Source organism: Afifella sp. H1R (assembly GCF_021462425.1).
Lineage (GTDB): Bacteria > Pseudomonadota > Alphaproteobacteria > Rhizobiales > Afifellaceae > Afifella > Afifella aestuarii.
Map to the genome: position 1 here is coordinate 683131 of NZ_JAKEDY010000002.1, position 15605 is coordinate 698735.

Annotated in this window: 16 protein-coding genes; 4 read left to right on the plus strand and 12 right to left on the minus strand. The window is 63.7% G+C overall.

Features of this window, described 5'->3' with window-relative positions:
* Nucleotides 1-13 precede the first annotated feature (13 nt).
* The gene (locus tag L0F51_RS14765; protein WP_234629938.1) at nucleotides 14-442 is read left to right on the plus strand and encodes a helix-turn-helix domain-containing protein; all 429 of its coding nucleotides are present in this window, start codon (nucleotides 14-16) and stop codon (nucleotides 440-442) included.
* Between the two features lie 76 nt (nucleotides 443-518).
* On the opposite strand, the gene L0F51_RS14770 is transcribed toward L0F51_RS14765, so the two are convergent.
* From L0F51_RS14770 to L0F51_RS14785, 4 genes are all read right to left on the minus strand, one after another.
* Entirely contained in the window at nucleotides 519-1265 is a 747-nt protein-coding gene (locus L0F51_RS14770) for a M48 family metallopeptidase (RefSeq protein WP_234629939.1), read from the minus strand.
* Nucleotides 1266-1430: 165 nt separating this feature from the next.
* Entirely contained in the window at nucleotides 1431-1862 is a 432-nt protein-coding gene (locus tag L0F51_RS14775; RefSeq protein ID WP_092811783.1) for a DUF2852 domain-containing protein, read from the minus strand.
* Nucleotides 1863-2035: 173 nt separating this feature from the next.
* A complete protein-coding gene (gene phaZ / locus L0F51_RS14780) occupies nucleotides 2036-3667 on the minus strand; it encodes a polyhydroxyalkanoate depolymerase (RefSeq protein WP_255701446.1) in 1632 nt (543 codons plus the stop codon).
* Nucleotides 3668-3756: 89 nt separating this feature from the next.
* Nucleotides 3757-4557, minus strand: a complete 801-nt coding sequence (locus L0F51_RS14785; protein ID WP_234630373.1) for an ABC transporter permease — start codon at nucleotides 4555-4557, stop codon at nucleotides 3757-3759.
* Nucleotides 4558-4783: 226 nt separating this feature from the next.
* On the opposite strand from L0F51_RS14785, the gene L0F51_RS14790 reads away from it, so the two are divergent.
* Nucleotides 4784-5551 carry an NAD(P)-binding domain-containing protein gene (locus L0F51_RS14790; RefSeq protein WP_234629940.1) on the plus strand — a complete coding sequence of 256 codons (768 nt, stop codon included), beginning with the start codon at nucleotides 4784-4786 and terminating at the stop codon, nucleotides 5549-5551.
* A 15-nt stretch (nucleotides 5552-5566) separates the two neighbouring features.
* Here L0F51_RS14790 and L0F51_RS14795 read toward each other — a convergent pair whose 3' ends face one another.
* From L0F51_RS14795 to L0F51_RS14820, 6 genes are all read right to left on the minus strand, one after another.
* The gene (locus L0F51_RS14795; RefSeq protein ID WP_234629941.1) at nucleotides 5567-6322 is read right to left on the minus strand and encodes an ABC transporter ATP-binding protein; all 756 of its coding nucleotides are present in this window, start codon (nucleotides 6320-6322) and stop codon (nucleotides 5567-5569) included.
* 116 nt (nucleotides 6323-6438) lie between these two features.
* Nucleotides 6439-6750, minus strand: a complete 312-nt coding sequence (locus tag L0F51_RS14800; RefSeq protein WP_128290368.1) for an HPr family phosphocarrier protein — start codon at nucleotides 6748-6750, stop codon at nucleotides 6439-6441.
* Nucleotides 6747-7148: a PTS sugar transporter subunit IIA gene (locus L0F51_RS14805; RefSeq protein WP_092811793.1), complete on the minus strand. Its 402-nt coding sequence runs from the start codon at nucleotides 7146-7148 to the stop codon at nucleotides 6747-6749. The genes L0F51_RS14800 and L0F51_RS14805 overlap by 4 nt, the downstream gene beginning before the upstream one ends.
* Nucleotides 7149-7202: 54 nt before the next feature.
* The gene (locus tag L0F51_RS14810; RefSeq protein ID WP_234629942.1) at nucleotides 7203-7649 is read right to left on the minus strand and encodes an HPr kinase/phosphorylase; all 447 of its coding nucleotides are present in this window, start codon (nucleotides 7647-7649) and stop codon (nucleotides 7203-7205) included.
* 6 nt (nucleotides 7650-7655) lie between these two features.
* Entirely contained in the window at nucleotides 7656-9452 is a 1797-nt protein-coding gene (locus tag L0F51_RS14815; protein WP_234629943.1) for a sensor histidine kinase, read from the minus strand.
* A 14-nt stretch (nucleotides 9453-9466) separates the two neighbouring features.
* Nucleotides 9467-10168, minus strand: coding sequence for a response regulator transcription factor (locus tag L0F51_RS14820; protein ID WP_234629944.1), 702 nt, complete (start codon nucleotides 10166-10168; stop codon nucleotides 9467-9469).
* Nucleotides 10169-10461: 293 nt separating this feature from the next.
* On the opposite strand from L0F51_RS14820, the gene L0F51_RS14825 reads away from it, so the two are divergent.
* Nucleotides 10462-12075 (plus strand): phosphoenolpyruvate carboxykinase, encoded by a 1614-nt coding sequence (locus L0F51_RS14825; RefSeq protein WP_234630374.1) that lies wholly within the window; start codon nucleotides 10462-10464, stop codon nucleotides 12073-12075.
* A gap of 140 nt (nucleotides 12076-12215) precedes the next feature.
* The gene (locus tag L0F51_RS14830; protein WP_234629945.1) at nucleotides 12216-13688 is read left to right on the plus strand and encodes a gamma-glutamyltransferase; all 1473 of its coding nucleotides are present in this window, start codon (nucleotides 12216-12218) and stop codon (nucleotides 13686-13688) included.
* Nucleotides 13689-13692: 4 nt separating this feature from the next.
* Here L0F51_RS14830 and L0F51_RS14835 read toward each other — a convergent pair whose 3' ends face one another.
* Together L0F51_RS14835 and metK are read right to left on the minus strand one after the other, a co-directional pair.
* Complete coding sequence (locus tag L0F51_RS14835; protein ID WP_370642420.1) at nucleotides 13693-14451, minus strand: tRNA (guanosine(46)-N(7))-methyltransferase TrmB; 759 nt, start codon at nucleotides 14449-14451, stop codon at nucleotides 13693-13695.
* Complete coding sequence (gene metK / locus L0F51_RS14840) at nucleotides 14393-15562, minus strand: methionine adenosyltransferase (RefSeq protein WP_234629946.1); 1170 nt, start codon at nucleotides 15560-15562, stop codon at nucleotides 14393-14395. The genes L0F51_RS14835 and metK overlap by 59 nt, the downstream gene beginning before the upstream one ends.
* Nucleotides 15563-15605 lie beyond the last annotated feature (43 nt).

Consider the following 15605-nt stretch of genomic DNA (forward strand, 5'->3'; position numbering starts at 1 on the left):
TGTAAGGAAAAACATGAACGATAAGCGGAAGCCGAAGTCGCCGGACGAAATCGACGCTCATATCGGCAGGCAGGTCCGGATGCGCCGCAAGATGGCCGGCCTGTCTCAAGAGAAGCTTGGCGAACAGCTCGGCGTCACGTTCCAGCAAATACAGAAATACGAAAAAGGTGCAAACCGCATCGCTGCGAGCCGACTCTTCCAGATCGCAGAGGTTCTCGGCAGTCCTCTGTCTTATTTCCTGCCCGACAACTCAGGAAATGGCAGCGAGGAAGGTTTCGCGGAGCGTCAGACTGCTTTCGTGATGGACTTCGTCTCAACGGCCGAAGGCGTTGAACTGAACCGTTCTTTCACGCACATCAAAAGCAGCAAGGTTCGCCGTCGCCTGATCGAGCTGGTTTCTGAGATCGCGCGCGACCAAAACAACGACGCGGGCCAGGAATAGTTTTCAGAGAACGCCGCAACCGGCGATCTGTGGCTCTTTCACCGATTTTTCTCATCAAAAGCCGCGTGGAGGTCGCTCACAACGTCTGAGCGGCCGCCCGACCGATGCGATGAAGCTCGGCACCGTGACGGCGCAGCCATCCGCGGGCCTCTTCGTAGCCGGGATAGGCTTCGTCCACGAGGCGCCAGAAGCGCGGTGAATGGTTCATTTCCCGCAGATGAGCGACTTCGTGGGCTGCGACATATTGCAGCACGCGCGGCGGCGCCAGAACGAGGCGCCAGGAAAACGACAGCGTTCCGGTCGATGAACAGGAGCCCCAGCGGCTCCTCGTGTCGCGCACGGCGATGCGCCGGTGCCGCACGCCGAGCGCCGTGCAATAGCGGGCGACAGCCGCGTCGAGATCGTGGCGCGCCTGGCGTTTCAGCCAATCGGAAAGTCGCCTCTCCAGGTGGCGTGGATCACCCGGAACGATGACGACGCGTCCTTCGTCCGTGTCCGCCACCCGCACGAGCCCGCGAGATGGGCCCGTCTCGATGAGGCATTGTTCTCCCCGCAGCGAAAAGTACGCTCCCGGCGTAAACGGGGTTCCGCCCTCATGGGCCTGCATCCGTTCGGCGAGCCAGTCGCGGTGACCGGCCAGAAAGCGTTCGCCTGCCGAGAGCGGGACAAAGGCCGGCAGCGTCAAAAGTGGTTCGCCTGTCGCAGCGTCGAGCCGCAGGATCATACGCCGGGCCCGGCTGGAGCGGCGCACCTTCACGGCAAGCTCGCTCTCCTGAAAGGCAAGACGGCAGGTTTCGGGGTTTTTGCGGCGGGAGAATCGCATAGCGCGCACTATGCCTCGTCTACGGCCGTCGCCAAAGGCGTTGCTCGTTTCGCCCGCGCATCTCGGCCAAGCCGGCGGTCCCAGCGCTCAAGATCATCTTCGACCGCCCAAAACGACAAACGGGGCCCTGCGGGCCCCGCTGTCTTCGCAATCCGTTCCTGAACTTTAGAACGCGCCCTGCGTTCCGTCGTCTGTGCGCCGGCGGTACTCGGCCATGAAGCGATCGAACTCTTCCTTGTCCTTCGCCCGCCGCAGCTCCTTCACGAAGGTCTCAAACTCGGTGCGCATGCCTTCGACCTTACGGCGCTCTTCCTCGATCCGCTCCAACTCACGGGCGCGGTACTCGTCGAAAGCGATATTGCCGGTGTCGCCGACACTGAATCCGGCCTGGCGCGTGATGCCGCCGAACTGGCTGCGGAATTGATTGCGCATGTCCTGTCCGAACCGGACCAATTCCTGGCCCCAGATCATCCAGGCCAGCATGGCAAGGCCGAGCGGCCAGAACAGAGCAAAACCGATCACCATCAGAAGAATGTTCAGCGGTGACCAGCGGCCCCGAGTCGAACAGGCCCGATTGGCAGTAACAGTTTGGTTCATCGAACTCCCCTCAAGCAGTGGATGAACTGGAGATGGGGAGCGCAAAATCGGGATTCAAGAAAAACCGGAAGCCCTTCGCCCCAAAGAGCTCTCGACCTCTCGCGACGGCGATCGCGGCACTTCGACCGGTCAGTGCATCGACGGCGGGGGTCCGGCCAACGGTAAACGTCCGATCAGTGCCGCGTCTCGACGGTCATGCCCATCATGCGCCGCGCCTGTGCGACCCAGCTCTCGAGCGCCTCGCCCGCATGAGGCGACATCTCCCCTTGCAAGGCCTCGATCGCCTCGCTCGTCATCTCGGCGAGCTGGCTCACCTGGAAGATGCCGAACTCGTTAAGGCTGTCGGCTGCGGCCGGTCCGAGACCGACGATCTCGTTCAGATCCGTCGCGACCGCCGGGAGGTTGTCGACGGCGAGCGCCGAGAAGCCCATCGCATCGGCAAAACGCGCGTGATAATCCTCGCGCGGATTGCTGCGCACGGCCTCTGCCGCCCCGTTCAAGGGCTTGGCGTCCTCCCGCGCGAAGCGGCGGATGAAATCTGCGATGACGGGCACGATCTCCTTGCGGAACCGGCTGCCGTTGAAGACACCGTAATGGCCGACCTTCGGCTGCAGATGGTGGTGCTTCATCTCGTCGGGCAGGCTGGAGCAGAGGGACTGCGCCGCTTCCGTCTGGCCCACACCGGAAATGTCGTCGCGCTCACCTTCCACCGTCAAAAGCGCCGTCTTTTTGATGAGTTCCGGGCGCACGAGGCGGCCACGATGGCGCATCTCTCCGCGCGGCAGATCGTGGCGGATGAAGACGGTCTCCACCGTCTGCAGATAGAACTCCGCCGTCAGATCCATCACGGCGAGATATTCGTCATAGAAGTCGCGGTGCTTTTCGGCGCTGTCGCCGTCGCCGTCGACGAGGTGCTGAAAGAACTCGTGATGGGCGCTCACATGCCGATCGAGATTCATGCTCATGAAGCCCGAGAGCTGCAGGAAGCCCGGATAGACGGCCCGCATGAAGCCCGGATGCGGGAAAGGCACGTTCATGATGACGTGCCGCCGGAACCAGTCGACGCTCTTGCCGTCGGCAAACATGTTGACGGCGGTCGGATTGCGCCGCGTGTCGATCGGCCCGCCCATCAGCGTCATGGAGGCGGCCTGACAGGGGTCGTCGTCTTCCGCCATCACAGCGGCTGCGGCGAGGACCGGGACGGACGGCTGGCACACCGCCATGACATGCGTTCCGGAGCCCAGATGATGCAGCATCTCGACGATGTAATCGACGAAATCGTCGAGATCGAAATGCCCCTTGGACAAGGGCACCATGCGCGCATCGGTCCAATCGGTGATGAAGACCTCATGGAAGGGCAGCATCGCTTCCACCGTTCCGCGCAGCAAAGTGGCGTAGTGGCCGGACATCGGCGCGACGATCAGAAGTTTCGGATCGCGCGGGCGGTCAGACGGCAGGTCGCGCTTGAAATGGAGGAGATCGCAGAAAGGCTTCGACCACACCACGCGCTCTTCGATGGCAACGGTCTTGCCGTCGACCTCGACATCTTTCAGGCCGAACTCCGGCTTGCCGTAGCGCCGCGTCGTGCGCTCGAACAACTCCGCCGCGGCCGCGACCGACCGGCCGAACGGCGTCTCCGCGAACGGATTGAATGGATTCTGGAAGGCGAGCCGCGTCACATCGGCCATGGCCCGCCACGGCGCAAGCACGGCGTGATTGAGCTCGTAGAACTGATAGATGCCCACGTTTCCCGCCCTTTCTTTCACCTTGACGCCGGTGTCGGGGGCATTGCGGCGTCGCAGCATAGTCTTCTGCATCGCAGAATAGGCCGTTTAGTTTCAAAGGCAACTGCGGCACGCCAAAAGTCTTCGGGCGCGATGCTTGCGCGGACCTGTTATTCGCCAAGCTGAAGCAGGGCGCCCGACCGGCGAGCCGAGCGCAGAAACGCAGCAAAAGCAATGGATGCGGCGGCCAAATAAACAAGATTGAGGCCGCCGGCCCACAACATCTCGCCCACATCGAAGCGATTCTCCAAAATGAGAGCCCGCATACCCTCGAAGACATGCGTCGGCGGAAGCGCGAGCGAAATCGGCTGCAGCCAGGCGGGCAGAACCGTCACGGGGTAGTACACACAGGCGAGCGGAAGCAGGAGGAACGAGACGCTCCAAGCGAAACTCTCCGCACCGAGCCCGTTGCGCAGAACGATGCCGCAGGCGAGAAGCCCGATCGTCCAACTTGTCATGATGAGATTGGCGAAGAAGGCGGCGAGCGCCAGACCCAGCCCCCACAGATTGAAGCCGAAGAAGACGATCGCCAGCACCGTGACCGGCACCAGCCCGATCAGGAGCCTGATGATGCTCATCACGCCGAGGGCGGCCAGAAGCTCGTACATCCTGAGCGGCGTCATCATCAGATTGCCGAGATTGCGCGACCACATCTCCTCCAGGAAGGAGACCGAAAAGCCGATCTGGCCGCGAAACAGGATGTCCCACAAAAGGACGGAGCCAATGAAGGCCCCGCCAGCGAGCGCGGCAACAGAGGTCTTCTCGGCCAGATAAGTCTGCAAGAAGCCCCACATCAGCATCTGAACGGTCGGCCAGTAGACGAGGTCGACGAAGCGGGGCCAGGAGCCTCTGAGAAGATACCAATAGCGCAGAACGAGCGCGAAGATGCGGTTGAGGGAGGCGGAGAGCATCGTGTCGTCCTTGAGCGTTCCGGCGGCGAAAAGGCTGGGCGAAGCGGCCGCCCGGCAATCGTAGACCCGCCGCCGCAGCGCGAAAAGCCGGCAAAAGCCGGAGAAAAAAACGCCGCCGACCTGGTCCCGACCCATTGCGTCGACCCTTTCCTCGCGCCGCCCCCTCCCTTCGGCGACCATCATTGCCTAAGGTCCTCGCCACCGAATTCAGTGAAGAGGAAGCCTCATGGTCTATGGCATCATCGGCGTCGGAGCGATCGCCCAGGCGATCGTGGAAGGCTTGTGCAGCGTCGACGTGGGCGCACCCGCAATCGTGCTGTCGCCGCGCAATGCCGAGATTGCCGCCGATCTTGAGCAGAGATACGCAAGCGTCACGGTTGCGGAGGACAATCAGGCCGTCATCGACCGCTGCTCGGTCGTGATCCTTGCCGTCAGGCCGCAGGATGCGGCGGCGGCACTCAAGGATCTCGTCTTTCCCAAAGAGCGCCCGGTCATCAGCCTGTTGGCCCGCACACCGCTTGCGCAGCTTTCTTCGCTCGTCGCGCCGGCCACAGAGATCGCGAGAGCCATCCCGCTGCCGCCCGTGCGCACACGCTCAGGCATCACGCCCGTCTTCCCGGCCGGCGGGGAAGCCAAAACCCTGTTCGATAGGCTCGGCAGCGCCGTCGAGCTGCCGAGCGAGGAAAGCTTTGAGGCTTTCGCCACGGCTTCTGCGACGGTCGCGGCGCATTTTGCCTATCTCGACACCATCGCCGGATGGCTCACCGCTCAGAACGTGCCGCAGGAGGCCGCGTCACAGTATATGGCGGCGGTCTTCGCCGGTGTGGCGGGCTCGCTCCAGGAGGACAAGCCGGATTTTGAGCGCCTCGCCAAGGATCACGCGACGCCTGGGGGCATCAACGAAGCGTTTCTCACCGCCCTTACCTCGGCCGGGGTCTTCGACAAGGTGAGGGACGGGCTCGAGACGCTCGCCGCAAAGACTTCGCTTTCCTAGAGGTTTCAGACCGCTTCAGGCCGCCTCGCCCTGCCTGCGGCCGCGGGCGACATCGAGGAAGACGTCTTCCATGGTCTCGCGGCCATAGCGCGAGATAAGCTCCGAGGGGGCCCCCTGATCGACGATCACGCCCCCCTTCATCATGACGACGTCATCGCAGAGACGCTCCACCTCGGGCATGTTGTGCGAGGCGAGGAGAATGGTGGCGCCGCGTTCGCGGCGATAGCGCTCCAGATGGGTGCGCACCCAATCGGCGGTGTCGGGATCGAGCGAAGCGGTCGGCTCGTCGAGGAGGAGGACCTCGGGCCGATTGATCAGGGATTTCGCGAGCGCCACGCGGGTTTTCTGTCCGGCGGAAAGCTTGCCCGACGGGCGGTCGAGAAAATCCCGAAGCGCCAGCTCGCCGGCGAGCTCGTCGATGCGCTCCTTGAGGTCGGCGACACCGTAGAGCCGCCCGAAGACCTTGAGGTTCTGCCGCACGGTGAGCCGCATCGGCATTTCCACATAGGGACTTTCGAAATTGATCCGGTGGAGAACCTGGTAGCGCTGGCGCGCCATGTCGGCACCCAGTATGCGGGCTTCCCCCGAGCTCGGCGTGATCAATCCCATCAGCATGGCGATCGTCGTCGTCTTGCCGGCGCCGTTGCCGCCGAGGAGGCCGGTGACGGAGGCGGCGGGCACCGAGAAGCTGATGCCGTCGACGGCGCTGACCGGGCCGTAGCGCTTGGCGAGGCGCGTCACCGCAATCGGGCTGACACCCAGCTGTTGCATCCTCGTGGTCCTCACGCAGTGCTTCGCCGACGCCGGGCGCAGATCTTGCGGCCCCCGGTCGAACGGCTTTGAAAACGTCTCCTGAGATTACGGAGGGACGGCCGGCACTTCCAGCCTCAGTCGCGCGGCTCGCGGGTCACATCTTCGCCGAACCCGCCTTCGACGAGGGCAGCAAGCGCCTCAAGCGCGGCATCCGCATCCGGCCCGACGGCGGCGATATCGATGAAACAGCCGGGGGCTGCGGCGAGCGTCATCAGACCCATGATGGAGGTGCCGCCGACGCTTTGGCCGTCCTTGATGACCACCACCTCTGCATCGAAACAGCTTGCGAGCTTCACGAACTTCGCCGAAGCGCGTGCGTGAAGGCCCCGCTTGTTGCAGATGGTGAGGCGTCGCAAAGGCAGGCTCTCCAGAGCGATCGTGGTCATTTGGCGGACAAGATCCGGCTGGCAACGTTGATGTATTTCCTCCCGGCATCTTGCGCCGCGACCGTCGCCTCGTCGAGCTCCGCATCGCCGCGGATGCTCGCGAGTTTGATCAGCATCGGCAGGTTGACGCCGGCCACGACCTCGATACGGCCAGGCTCCATCACTGAGATCGCAAGGTTCGAAGGGGTGCCACCGAACATATCGGTCAACAGGATCACGCCGTCGCCGGCGTCGACCTCCTGCACCGCCTGAACGATGTCCTGGCGCCGATCCTCCATATCGTCATCGGGGCCGATGGAGATCGTCGCGCAGCCCTGCTGAGGCCCCACCACATGTTCCAAAGCAGCGCGAAATTCAGAAGCGAGCTGGCCGTGGGTGACGAGGACTAATCCGATCATACGGGGTTTGCCGATCCATTGTGCAAGGGTTGTCATCTTGGCCACAAAAATGCGTCACCTTGCAAGTCCCTCGCTGGGCTGAAGGGCTGCGGCAAGCGCTGTTCGCACGAGCAGCAGCGTCGCAGGGCTCCGTGCCGGAGCCGGTTGGCGTGGCAGGCGTATCCCGGCGATCTCCGTCGTGAGATCCTCGGCATCCGGCAGGCGTTCGAGAGCCGCCTCCGGGATGAGATCGATGACAAGGCGAATCACCGCTGCCTGTTCATGAGGCAGGTGCACGAGCCCGCGGCCCCGCAGCTCTATCAACCCCTCGGTCGCTGCGGGCGAGGTGGCGACGAGGCGGCCATGGCAGGCCGTCAGATCGCAGTAATCATCGGCAACGAGGCGTCCACCTTCCGCAAGGACCGACCAGGCGAGCATGGATTTGCCGCTTCCCGACGCGCCGCGAATGAGAATGCCGGCCCCTTGCCAGAGAACACAGCTTGCGTGCAGCCGCAGCGACATGGCCCCTCAATCGGCTGCCGGCAGGACGACCGTGAAGCGCGCACCCGCCACGGAGCCGTCCCGGTTGCGCCTGTTTTCCGCAGTGATCGTGCCGCGGTGCGCGACCACGATCTGCCGCGAAATCGCGAGACCGAGACCAGAATTGTTGCCGAAAGCCTCCTTCTCGGGGCGGTCGGTGTAAAAGCGTTCGAAAATGCGCTCGAAATTGTCTTCCGGGATGCCGCGGCCGTCATCATCGACCACGACCACGATCCGCCCGGGCAAGCGCTCGGCCACGACCCGCACCACGCCGTCGTCGGGGGAGAAGGACAGCGCGTTGTCGATCAGATTGTTGAACACCTGACCAAGGCGGCTGTCATGGCCGAGGACGTAGAAGGCGTCCTTGCCGAACTTTCCGGACTTGAGGCTGAGGGTGAGCTGGCTCGGATCGGTCGTGCGCACCTCACGCGCGACGCTCACCACCGCCTCGAGAAGGCGGGCGATATCCACCGGCTCCGTGTCCTCGCGCGCCAGTTCGGCATCGAGGCGGGAGGCATCGGAGATGTCGCTGATCAGCCGATCGAGGCGACGCACATCGTGCTTGATGACATCGAGAAGCCGCTCGCGGTTCTCCTCGCTTCGCGCGATCGGGAGGGTCTCGACGGCACTTCGGAGCGAGGTCAGCGGGTTCTTCAGTTCATGCGCGACATCGGCGGCAAAGCGTTCGATCGCGTCCATACGGCTGTAGAGCGCGTTGGTCATGTCGCGCAGCGAACGCGCCAGATGGCCGATCTCGTCCTTGCGCTCGCCGAAATCGGGGATCTGCATGCGCGAGCGCACGCCGCGCCCGACCCGTTCCGCAGCCTGAGAGAGGCGGCTGATGGGGCCCGCGATCGTGCTCGCCAGCAGGATCGACAACAGGACGGTCGAACTCGCAGCGACCAGGAAGACGCGGAAGATGCCCATGCGTTCGGCATGGACGATCGCATCGATGTCGCCCGATTCGGTCGACAAAAGCAGCGCGCCGAGGACGGCACGGAAGCGCTGCACGGGCACCGCGACCGAAACGATCAGGCCGCCGTCTTCTCCGACGCGCACGACGGACCCGGCCTGGCCTGAAAGGGCGTTGACCACTTCGGGATAGGCCCGGCCGTCGCCGGCACCGACCTCATGATATTTCGGCAGATCGCCGCGCCGCAGCCAGAGGCGGAGCTTGTCCCAGGACTTTTCCCACCACGACCGGGTTTCTTCCGGTGCCGGCAGATCGAAGCGCAGGATCTGACCGCGCGTGTAAAGCCCCTTGGAATCGACGATCAGGTTGCCTTCCTGATCGTAGAGGCGGCCGCGAATGCGCGTCGGCGTCATCAGCCGCTTCAACAGGGGAGCGACGCGTTCCGGGTTGATCGGAAAATCGGCCGAGGTCTCGCCGACATCGAAAGATGAGACGCTTTCGCCCGCCTGCAATTCCAGGAGCTTGTCGGGATCGATGGTGATCGCGTCGGTTTCGACCGTCGCCTGCGCGGCGATCGCCGCGGCAATGATCTCCCCCTGCGTTCTCAGGCTTTCGACGCGGGCATCGATCAGGCCGGCGCGAAACTGGTTGAGGTAGAGAACCGCAAGGACGAGCGCGATGAGGCCGGCGAGGTTGAGGGTGACGATGCGGCGGCTGACGCTCGAAAAGCTCGCCTGGGCAAGAATCGACAGGCCTCTGGCGAACGGCAAGACCAGGAGCCGTCGCCAACGCCGACGCGCCCGCAGCGCTTCATTTTGCCGCGGGGTCTCTTCGCGCCTGTGCGTCTCGCCTGGATGCGTCTCAGCCACCATGGGCTAAAGCGCTCTCATGTCTCGCGGAAGCGATATCCGACACCGTAGAGGGTCTCGATCATGTTGAACTCGTCATCGACGGCCTTGAACTTCTTGCGGAGCCGCTTGATGTGGCTGTCGATGGTGCGGTCATCCACATAGACCTGATCGTCATAGGCCGCATCCATCAGCGCATTGCGGCTTTTGACCACGCCCGGGCGCTGGGCCAGCGCAAAAAGAATCAGGAATTCGGTGACGGTCAGGGTCACATTCTCGTTATTCCACGTGCAGGTGTGGCGTTCCTGATCCATGACAAGGGCGCCGCGCTCCAATGTCTTCGAGCTGTCGCCGGTGCGTGTAGGGCCCATTTCCTTCGGCTGGGCCCGGCGCAGGACGGCGCGCACCCGTTCAACCAGAAGACGCTGCGAGAACGGTTTCTTGATGAAATCGTCGGCCCCCATCTTGAGGCCGAAGAGCTCGTCGATCTCTTCGTCCTTCGAGGTCAGAAAGATCACCGGGAGGTCGGTCTTCTGTCGCAGTTTGCGCAGGAGCTCCATGCCGTCCATGCGCGGCATCTTGATATCGAGGATGGCAAGGTCCGGCGGAGCCTGCGTCAGCCCGTCCAGCGCGGAGGCGCCGTCGTTGAATGTGGTGACGCGATAGCCTTCCGATTCCAGCGTCATCGCCACGGAAGTCAGGATGTTGCGATCGTCATCCACGAGTGCGATGGTCGCCATGGGGTGATGCTCCTACCGGTGGTTTGCGGCGCCAAAGACTGCGCCTGCGCCGCTCTTGTGACAGAATGCGAACGAATTGTGGCAGGTTGCACAAAAAATGCCGTTGCGGAACATGAGAAATCTGTAAGGTTCCGTAACTTAAAAGATGCCTGCCGTCGCAGGGACACAACTGCGAATTAGGGATCAGAGTTGCAAATGTCGCTCTTGCGACTGCGCATAGCACCCGTCTATGCAGAAACAGGGGTAGCCGGCTCCGGGGGGATGTCCGGCTCAAAAACATATAGGAGTGAATGGTGGAGGAGAGTGGCAAGCGCAACCCCGCATGCGGGGTCGAAGCTGTTGGGCTTGATAGGGTCAAAAGGGTTTTCTGGAATCTTCCGCAGGCGGAGCTTGCCGAGCACGCCATCCGGCGGGGCGAAGCCCGCTTTTCTTCAGACGGCGCGGTCGTCGCCACGACCGGCAAGCACACCGGTCGGTCGCCGAAAGACAAGTTCATCGTCCGCGACGAAAAGACGGAAAACACCATCTGGTGGGGCGGCAATGGCGCCATGGAGGCGGAGGCTTTCGAGCGTCTTCGCGAGGACTTTCTCGCCCATGCCGACGGCATGACGCTCTATGCGCAGGACATGTGCGGTGGGGCCGATCCGGTTCATCGCCTCAATGTTCGCGTCTACACCGAGCTCGCCTGGCATTCGCTGTTCATTCACAACCTTTTGCGCGTACCGGACGCAGAGGCCCGCGCCTCCTTCCTGCCGGAGTTCACGGTCATCGATCTGCCGAGCTTCAAGGCGGATCCCGAGCGGCATGGCTGCCGCACCGAAACCGTGATCGCGGTCAACTTCTCGAAGAAACTCATCCTCATCGGCGGGTCCGCCTATGCCGGCGAGATCAAGAAGTCGGTCTTCACGCTTCTCAACTATCTCCTGCCGGAGAAGGGCGTTATGCCGATGCATTGCTCGGCCAACGAGGCGGACAATGGCGACGTCGCCATCTTCTTCGGCCTGTCGGGCACCGGCAAGACGACCCTGTCGGCCGATCCTGAGCGCACGCTCATCGGCGACGACGAGCATGGTTGGAGCGAGAACGGCGTCTTCAATTTCGAAGGCGGCTGCTACGCCAAGACGATCCGGCTTTCCGCGGAGCAGGAACCGGAGATCTACGCCGCGTCCACCCGCTTCGGCACGGTTCTGGAAAACGTCGTCCTCGACGAGGACACGCGCAAACCAGACTTCGACGACGGATCGCTGACGGAAAACACCCGCTCCGCCTATCCGCTCGACTATATCGCCAATGCAAGCGAGACGGGCATGGGCGGCCAGCCCAACCACATCGTCATGCTGACCTGCGACGCGTTCGGCGTTCTGCCGCCGATCTCCAAGCTCTCGGCCGAGCAGGCGATGGTGCATTTCCTGTCGGGCTATACCGCCAAGGTGGCGGGCACCGAGCGGGGTGTGACGGAGCCGGAGGCGACCTTCTCGACGTGCTTCGGCGCGCCGTTCATGCCGCGCCTTCCCGCCGTCTATGGCGATCTTCTGCGCGAGCACATCAACAAGCACGCCGTCACCTGCTGGCTGGTCAACACCGGCTGGAGCGGTGGCCCCTACGGCGTCGGCAAGCGCATGCCGCTGAAGCTGACGCGGCGGCTGCTGGAAGCCGCGCTCGAGGGCACGCTGGAGAAGGCGCCGATGGAGAAGGAGCCGGTCTTCGGCCTCGAGATCCCGACCGAGCTCGAAGGCGTCGATGGCAAGGTTCTGCATCCGCGAGAGACCTGGAGCGACAAGGCCGCCTACGACCGTCAGGCCGAGAAGCTCCTGGAGATGTTCTCTGAGAACTTCAAGCAGTTCGCCGACGACGTCGATGCGGAGGTTCTGGCGGCCGCTCCGCGTCTGAAAGCCGCCGCCGAATAGGCGACGCCGTCATTTTTGTTGTCACGGCCGGCGTATCGCAAAGGTGCGCCGGCCGTTTTGTATCTGGCTTCGGGACCCGTCCAACTGATTCCGGGTGCCGGTTCATCGTTTCGGTCTCACCTGCGACTTAGCGAGGCTTCATGGGCAAAGAGCAGGCAAAGGGCGCCGTCGCCTGCGGCCATCCTGAGACGGCGGCCGCCGCGGTCGCCATTCTCTGCGAAGGCGGCAATGCCGTGGACGCCTGCATCGGGGCGCTGCTGACCGCCTGCGTCACCGAACCGATCCTTGCCGCGCCGGGTGGGGGTGGTTTCCTCATGGCCTATGACGGCGCGCAGCCACATCTCTTCGACTTCTTCTGCGACGCGCCCCTCGCTTTGCCGCCCGACGGAGACATCGATTTTTTCGAGATCCATGCCGATTTCGGAGAAACCACCCAATCCTTCCATATCGGTGCGGGCGCGGCGGCAACGCCCGGTTTTCTTGCCGGGATCGCGGCCGCCTCAGAAAAGCTCGGCCGCCTGCCGCTCAGCGATCTCGTGGAGCCCGCGATCGCAGTCGCCCGCAAAGGGGTGACGATCGAGCCATTGCAGGCGCGCATGTTCGAGATCGTCGAACCGATCATCACGGCGGATAACGACGTGCGCCGGCTTTTTGCCCCTTCGGGGCACCTTTTGCAGACCGGCGACGTCTTCCGCAACGAGGCGCTCGGCGAGGCCTTCCAGGAAGTCGGAGCCGGACGCCTTGCCACGCTCGAGGCGGCGATGATCGAGCAGTGCACCACGCATGGAGGCCTGCTCGAAACCGCGGATTTCCGCCGCTACCAGGTGCAGGAGCGCGATCCGCTTGCCCTTTCGCTCGGCGAAACGACGCTCTTCCTCAATCCACCCCCGTCACTCGGAGGCAGTCTTTCGGCGATCGCGCTCCAGGCGCTCGTCCGGCAAAAGAAAAGCGACGCGCCCGCCAGGCTGACAGCCCTCAGGGAGATGGAGAAAGCCCGCCTTTCCAGAAATTTCGACGCGCTCCTTGCCGACCGAGACGACGATGGTCCGGCAAGCCGCGTCGTCAGCCGCGGCACGACGCATGTGAGTGTCGTCGACCGCGCCGGCATGGCGGCCGCTGCGACCGTCTCCAACGGCGAGGGCAACGGCCGGATGGTGCCGGGAATGGGCTTCATGCTCAACAACATGCTGGGCGAGGAGGATCTCAATCCGAAGGGCTTCCACGCCTGCGAGGCGGGCATGCGCCTTTCCTCCATGATGGCGCCGACGCTGGCGCTCGGCCCGGATGGCGAGATCACCGCCTTCGGCACGGGAGGATCCTCGCGCATCCGCACGGCAATCTTCAACGTCGCGGCCAACCTCTTTCTGGAACATGCGGATGCGGACACGGCCGTGTCGGCGCCGCGCCTGCATTTCGAGAACGGGCAGCTCGACGTGGAGGCGGCCGGCGAGAGCACCGATCTCGCACGGCTCAGAGACATCGAGCCGGAGCTCAGGGCCTGGCGCGAGCGCTCGCTTTATTTCGGCGGCGTGCATGTCGCCGAAAACGACGGAAAAGGCCGCTTTTCCGGTGCCGGCGACGCACGTCGCGGCGGCGTCTTCGCCCGCGCCTGAGGCGCTAGATTTTTCGGAAAGTCAGATAAGCCGGCCGACGCCCTTCCCGCAGTGCCTTCGCCTCGTAGCGCGTGCCGGGCCAGCCGGGATAGGGCTCGCGCCAGTCCGCCACCGTCTCGGCCGGCCATGCGAAGCCGCCATGGCGCAGGACGCGGATCATCGTCCAATCGACGTAAGAAGGGATGTCGCTTGCAAAGCGGAAAATCCCGCCCGGACACAGCACACGATGAATGCGCGCAAGGTTTCCGGCATTGACGAAGCGGCGCTTCCAATGCCGCCGCTTCGGCCAGGGGTCGGGATAGAAAAGATCGACGCGCGACAGGCTCGTCGGCGGCAGCCAATCGAGAAGGTTGGCCGCATCGCCGTCGTAAAGGCGGATGTTCGCCAGCTCTTCGCCTTCGATCGCGGCGACGGCCTTCGCCATGCCGTTCACGAAAGGCTCGACACCGAAAAAGCCAGAGGACGGCGCTTTCTGGGCTTCGTGGATCAGATGCTCGCCCCCGCCGAAGCCGATCTCCAGGCGCAGATCCTCGACGCCAGCCGCAAAAAGCCCCGACAGACTTTCGGGCGCCGGCTCGCTCAGATCGAGCGCAAGCTGCGGCAAGAGGCGCTCCATGAGCGCCTCGCGATGGGCGGTGAGCTTCTTGCCCTTGCGGCGGCCGTGAAGCGAGCTTGTGGTCGGCCGGTCCGCGGCCGACCCATTCTCAGAGCGCGTCGCGGATGCTGTCGGCGAGATCGGTCTTTTCCCAAGAGAAGCCGCCATCGGCCTCCGGCGGCCGGCCGAAATGACCATAGGCAGCCGTGCGGGCATAGATGGGGCGATTGAGCTGCAGGTGCTGGCGGATGCCGCGTGGCGAGAGATCCATCACCTTGTTGATCGCACGTTCGATGTCGGAGGCACGCACATTCTTCGCCGTCTCGTGCGTATCGACATAGATCGACAAGGGCTTGGCGACGCCGATCGCATAGGAGAGCTGGATGGTGCAGCGTTCGGCAAGATCGGCCGCAACGATGTTCTTGGCGAGGTAACGCGCCGCATAAGCGGCCGAGCGATCGACCTTGGTCGGATCCTTGCCGGAGAAGGCACCGCCGCCATGGGGAGCCGCACCGCCATAGGTGTCGACGATGATCTTGCGTCCGGTCAGGCCGCAATCGCCGTCCGGGCCACCCACCTCGAACTTGCCGGTCGGATTGACGTGCCAGGTGGTCTCGTCGTTGATCCAGCCTTCCGGCAGCGCCTTATAGACGAAGGGCTCGACGATCTTGCGCACGTCCGCGGAGGTCAGGCCTTTGGCATGCTGCGTCGACACCACGATCGAATGCACGCCGACCGGCACACCGTTTTCATAGCGCACCGTCACCTGCGATTTGGAATCCGGCATCAGCTCCGGCGCATGGCCGGCGTGACGCGCTTCCGCCATCAGGTGGAGGATCTTGTGCGCGTAAAGGATCGGCGCCGGCATGAGCTCCGGCGTCTCGCGACAGGCGAAGCCGAACATGATGCCCTGGTCGCCAGCGCCTTCTTCCTTCGCCTCGCCCGCATCGACGCCCTGGGCGATGTCGGGAGATTGTTCATGAAGGAGCACATCGACCTGGCAAGTCTGCCAGTGGAACCCTTCCTGCTGATAGCCGATGTCGCGGATCGCCTCGCGGGCACATTGCTCGACAACGGCCGCATCGACCTCGGGCGAGCCGCGCACTTCACCGGCGATCAGGACACGGTTGGTCGTCGCCAGCGTCTCGCAGGCCACGCGAGCTTCGGGAAACTTTGCCAGATGGGCATCGACCACGCAGTCCGAAATACGGTCGCACACCTTGTCGGGATGGCCCTCAGACACCGACTCGCTGGTAAACAGGAAATGTTCTCGGGGCACGCACACGCCTCCTTTGAATATGGGAGAGCTACCCGAAGGCTGA

Excerpts from the sequence above, each read along its gene's own strand:
- L0F51_RS14765 (WP_234629938.1), top strand. The coding sequence starts at position 14 with ATGAACGATAAGCGGAAGCCGAAGTCGCCGGACGAAATCGACGCTCAT.
- L0F51_RS14770 (WP_234629939.1), bottom strand. The coding sequence starts at position 1,265 with ATGCGATTCTCCCGCCGCAAAAACCCCGAAACCTGCCGTCTTGCCTTT.
- L0F51_RS14775 (WP_092811783.1), bottom strand. The coding sequence starts at position 1,862 with ATGAACCAAACTGTTACTGCCAATCGGGCCTGTTCGACTCGGGGCCGC.
- phaZ (WP_255701446.1), bottom strand. The coding sequence starts at position 3,667 with ATGCTGCGACGCCGCAATGCCCCCGACACCGGCGTCAAGGTGAAAGAA.
- L0F51_RS14785 (WP_234630373.1), bottom strand. The coding sequence starts at position 4,557 with ATGCTCTCCGCCTCCCTCAACCGCATCTTCGCGCTCGTTCTGCGCTAT.
- L0F51_RS14790 (WP_234629940.1), top strand. The coding sequence starts at position 4,784 with ATGGTCTATGGCATCATCGGCGTCGGAGCGATCGCCCAGGCGATCGTG.
- L0F51_RS14795 (WP_234629941.1), bottom strand. The coding sequence starts at position 6,322 with ATGCAACAGCTGGGTGTCAGCCCGATTGCGGTGACGCGCCTCGCCAAG.
- L0F51_RS14800 (WP_128290368.1), bottom strand. The coding sequence starts at position 6,750 with ATGACCACGATCGCTCTGGAGAGCCTGCCTTTGCGACGCCTCACCATC.
- L0F51_RS14805 (WP_092811793.1), bottom strand. The coding sequence starts at position 7,148 with ATGATCGGATTAGTCCTCGTCACCCACGGCCAGCTCGCTTCTGAATTT.
- L0F51_RS14810 (WP_234629942.1), bottom strand. The coding sequence starts at position 7,649 with ATGTCGCTGCGGCTGCACGCAAGCTGTGTTCTCTGGCAAGGGGCCGGC.
- L0F51_RS14815 (WP_234629943.1), bottom strand. The coding sequence starts at position 9,452 with ATGGTGGCTGAGACGCATCCAGGCGAGACGCACAGGCGCGAAGAGACC.
- L0F51_RS14820 (WP_234629944.1), bottom strand. The coding sequence starts at position 10,168 with ATGGCGACCATCGCACTCGTGGATGACGATCGCAACATCCTGACTTCC.
- L0F51_RS14830 (WP_234629945.1), top strand. The coding sequence starts at position 12,216 with ATGGGCAAAGAGCAGGCAAAGGGCGCCGTCGCCTGCGGCCATCCTGAG.
- L0F51_RS14835 (WP_370642420.1), bottom strand. The coding sequence starts at position 14,451 with ATGGCGGCTTCTCTTGGGAAAAGACCGATCTCGCCGACAGCATCCGCG.